The sequence below is a fragment of the Sphingopyxis sp. genome (assembly GCF_036402335.1).
Lineage (GTDB): Bacteria > Pseudomonadota > Alphaproteobacteria > Sphingomonadales > Sphingomonadaceae > Sphingopyxis.
In genome coordinates, this window is record NZ_DASWTD010000465.1 from 1 (window position 1) to 3205 (window position 3205).

The 3205-nt window shown below is 63.2% G+C and carries 8 protein-coding genes; 6 read left to right on the forward strand and 2 right to left on the reverse strand.

Annotated features, from left to right (window positions below; genetic code table 11):
* Positions 1 to 456, forward strand: a 456-nt coding sequence (locus tag VGD20_RS15090) for a hypothetical protein (RefSeq protein WP_331135232.1), incomplete at its 5' end; no start/stop codon positions are given.
* Between the two features lie 60 nt (positions 457 to 516).
* On the forward strand, positions 517 to 807 hold the full coding sequence (locus VGD20_RS15095; RefSeq protein ID WP_331135233.1) for a putative quinol monooxygenase: 291 nt from the start codon (positions 517 to 519) through the stop codon (positions 805 to 807).
* Between the two features lie 156 nt (positions 808 to 963).
* Here VGD20_RS15095 and soxR read toward each other — a convergent pair whose 3' ends face one another.
* Positions 964 to 1434 carry a redox-sensitive transcriptional activator SoxR gene (gene soxR, locus VGD20_RS15100; protein ID WP_331135234.1) on the reverse strand — a complete coding sequence of 157 codons (471 nt, stop codon included), beginning with the start codon at positions 1432 to 1434 and terminating at the stop codon, positions 964 to 966.
* 82 nt (positions 1435 to 1516) lie between these two features.
* On the opposite strand from soxR, the gene VGD20_RS15105 reads away from it, so the two are divergent.
* The 4 genes from VGD20_RS15105 to VGD20_RS15120 all read left to right on the forward strand — a co-directional run bounded on the left by VGD20_RS15105 (position 1517) and on the right by VGD20_RS15120 (position 2875).
* Complete coding sequence (locus VGD20_RS15105; protein WP_331135235.1) at positions 1517 to 1912, forward strand: VOC family protein; 396 nt, start codon at positions 1517 to 1519, stop codon at positions 1910 to 1912.
* A 65-nt stretch (positions 1913 to 1977) separates the two neighbouring features.
* Entirely contained in the window at positions 1978 to 2442 is a 465-nt protein-coding gene (locus VGD20_RS15110) for a pyridoxamine 5'-phosphate oxidase family protein (protein ID WP_331135236.1), read from the forward strand.
* A 40-nt stretch (positions 2443 to 2482) separates the two neighbouring features.
* Entirely contained in the window at positions 2483 to 2605 is a 123-nt protein-coding gene (locus tag VGD20_RS15115; RefSeq protein WP_331135237.1) for a hypothetical protein, read from the forward strand.
* Between the two features lie 135 nt (positions 2606 to 2740).
* The gene (locus tag VGD20_RS15120; RefSeq protein WP_331135238.1) at positions 2741 to 2875 is read left to right on the forward strand and encodes a hypothetical protein; all 135 of its coding nucleotides are present in this window, start codon (positions 2741 to 2743) and stop codon (positions 2873 to 2875) included.
* Here VGD20_RS15120 and VGD20_RS15125 read toward each other — a convergent pair.
* A partial coding sequence (locus tag VGD20_RS15125; protein ID WP_331135239.1) for an enolase C-terminal domain-like protein occupies positions 2872 to 3205 on the reverse strand: 334 nt, incomplete at its 5' end. The two genes, VGD20_RS15120 and VGD20_RS15125, sit on opposite strands and share 4 nt — an antisense overlap.

Below are 3205 nucleotides of genomic sequence, written 5' to 3' on the forward strand. Positions count from 1 at the left end.
CAGGCGCGCGTCGAGAAGAAATCGCGTGAAATAGCCGAACAAATATCCATGCGGCGCCAGCAAAGCGCGCTGGAAGCGCCGATCCTTTTCATCGGGCGCGGCGCGAACGTCGAATTCCACCGGCAAGAGGCGGAAAAATGGGCGGCCTCCCAACCGAGACCGAAACCCGGGGAGCCGCCGGTGCCACCACCACCCCCGGAATTCCCGGTGCCCCTCCATTTTCAACCGGTCGCATGGATCAAGGGGACGGGATCGTCGGCAATATTCCGGATCGAAACCCATATGACGACTTGCAGCTATTGGTCGCTGGGCGACACGCGTTCTGCCGGAGAAGGCACAGGTCTCCTTTTTTCCGCGCGCGAAAGCCCGATATCGGAAAGCACGTTGATCGACGCGATCGCAATCGACAAGATCACCGAGCCCGAACTGGTCAAACTTGTGGCGGCACATCGATAATATCTTGAGGCAGGATCGGAGCCGCCACCGCTTCGAGAGCCCTGACGACGGGAGAAGAATATGAATGCAATCGGTGTGATCGCAACGCTGCGCGTCCAGCCCGGCAAGGAAGGGGAATTCGAAGGCGTCTTCGCCGAACTCGCCGCCGCGGTAAATGCGAACGAGGCGGGCAACAGCTATTACCGCCTGTTCAGGACCGGCGAAACGGGCGTCTACAAGGTGCTCGAATGCTACGACGATCAGGCGGCGCTCGACGCGCACCGCGCCTCGGACCATTTCCGCAGCATTGGCGCGCGCCTCGGCCCCTGTCTCGCCGGCGCGCCCGAGATCGAGACGCTAAGCGCCGCCTGAGCAGCCGGTTTCGGCCGTTAGTTGCCGATAGAGATGTGCACCCCGGCGAAAGCCGGGGCCCAGAATTACAGCGCTAACCTTGCGCTTTTCCGCACTGGGCCCCGGCTTTCGCCGGGGTGCACGAGGGGCCGCTCCCCACCTCAAATCCGTCGCCCATCACCCGATCTCGGCGATCTCTCCCGACCGGTCGCCCAGCACATAGCGCGGCCCCGCCCCGCGCTGCGCGGCCTTGTCGTCGCGGTTGTAGAGCCCGCATTTCTTCAGCGACAAGCAGCCGCAGCCGATGCAGTTGCCGAGCAGTTCGCGCGTCCGCTCGAGCGCCGCGATCTGCGCATCGATCCGCGCGCCCAAGCCGGTGCTGATCCGCGTCCAGTCCGCGCCATTGGGCGTCCGCCCGGCCGGAAGCCGCGCCAGCTCGGCAGCGATCTCCTCAAGGCTCAGCCCCAGTTGCTGCGCGATCAGGATGAAAGAGACGCGGCGTATGTCGGCGCGCAGGAAGCGCCGCTGCCCGCCGCCGGTGCGCAGCGCCTCGATCAGTCCTTTCGCTTCATAAAAGCGGATCGCCGACACCGCGACCCCCGTTCGCGCCGCTAGTTCGCCAATCGCGATCAGGTCGGTCCGATGCATCGATAGCTCCCGTTTTTGCTTGATCTAAACCTAACTTGAGCTTTCATAAGCCCTGCGTCAACGCGAATCAGGAGAAGACAAGGTGACGCATCCCTTCATCGAGCATGTGAATCTGACGGTCAGCGATCCCGATCGCACCGCCGGAATCCTCTCGGCCATCTTCGGCTGGCACGAACGCTGGCGCGGCCCCGCGCAGGGTGGCGGACGCACCATTCACCTTGGCAGCGACGCCGCCTATATCGCCCTCTATACCGGCCCCGACAGCCAGCACGCCGACGCACAATATCCAAAGGGCGCGCCGCTTAACCATGTCGGGGTGCAGGTCGACGATCTCGACACGATCGAGATCCGCGTGAAGGCGGTCGGCCTCACCCCCTTCAACCATGGCGATTACGAACCCGGGCGCCGCTTTTACTTCTTCGACCCCGACGGCATCGAATTTGAGGTAGTCAGCTATGCGGAGCCGCGCCTGCGCTGAACCGGGCAACAACCGCGCCATTGCCGCGTTGATCGGTCATCGGGGGGCATGAAGGAGCCTTTTCGATGAGCGACGATATCAAGAAGCAATTCTGGAAAGCCCTGGCCGACAGCCCCTATGTCATGGTCGGCGCGACGGGCGAGCGCGAACATCATATCCCGATGAATGCGCAGCTCGACAAGGACGCCCACAGCGCCTTCTGGTTCTTCACCGCGATCGACAACCGCCTGTCGGGCGGCGGCCCCGCGATGGCGCAATTCTCGGCGAAGGGGCACGACCTGTTCGCGTGCATCTCGGGCACGCTGGTCCGCGAAAGCGATCGCACGGTGCTCGACAAATTGTGGAACAACAGCATCGCGGCCTGGTACGAAGGCGGCAAGGACGATCCGAAACTGGTCCTCTTGCGCTTCGATCTCGACAACGCCGAAATCTGGACCGCCGACCCCGGCATCAAGGGCCTGTTCAAACTCGCAACGGGCATGACGATGAAGGAAGGCGAACTCGGCCAGCACGCCGAGGTGGCGCTTTAGCCCGTCTGGACATCTGCCCATGCCCGGCTAAAAAGTCGGCATGGGCATATGGCTTGGGCAGCATTTTGCATGGCATGGCTATACGCGACGCGACGAATATCGTCGCTGGTTGCTGCTGGTCATCCCAGTCGAAGCCCTGCTGCTCGCCGGGCTGTGGTTTTAGGGTCGCAACGGCACGATCCACTTTCCTTCGACGATAGCGGGAATAAGCCTCTTCGCGGCCGGCCTCGCCTATCGGATCGCGCTCCTCTTCCTTACGGCGCGGCGATTTCGGTCGGCGGGACTTTCGCGGGGATGGTTGTTCCTTCCCTTTTTTAACATCAACCTTCCCGTCGGCGGCTATTTTTGGAGCGTCGGAACCACGATCACGCTGCTCACCATCGTCGCCGGCGCAACCGTCGAAGATGCGCGGGACGAAGAACGCATCTCCTAAACGCGCGGAGCGATCCGCCCTTCGCGGTACTCGAACCCGCCTTCGCGGTCGCGTTCCAGTAAAGCGGGGCCATCGAGGTCGACCCAGCGCGCGCGCTGCGCGAGTACGAAGGCGGGCGCGATCGCGAGGCTGGTCGACAGCATGCACCCGACCATGATCGACAACCCGGCCGCATCGGCGGCATCGGCGATCTTCAGCGCCTCGGTCAGCCCGCCCGCCTTGTCGAGCTTGATGTTCACGCCGTCGTAAAAAGCACCGATCCGCGCCACATCGGCCGCCGTCTGACAGCTTTCGTCGGCGACAAACGGAATGGGCGCATAGATCGGATCG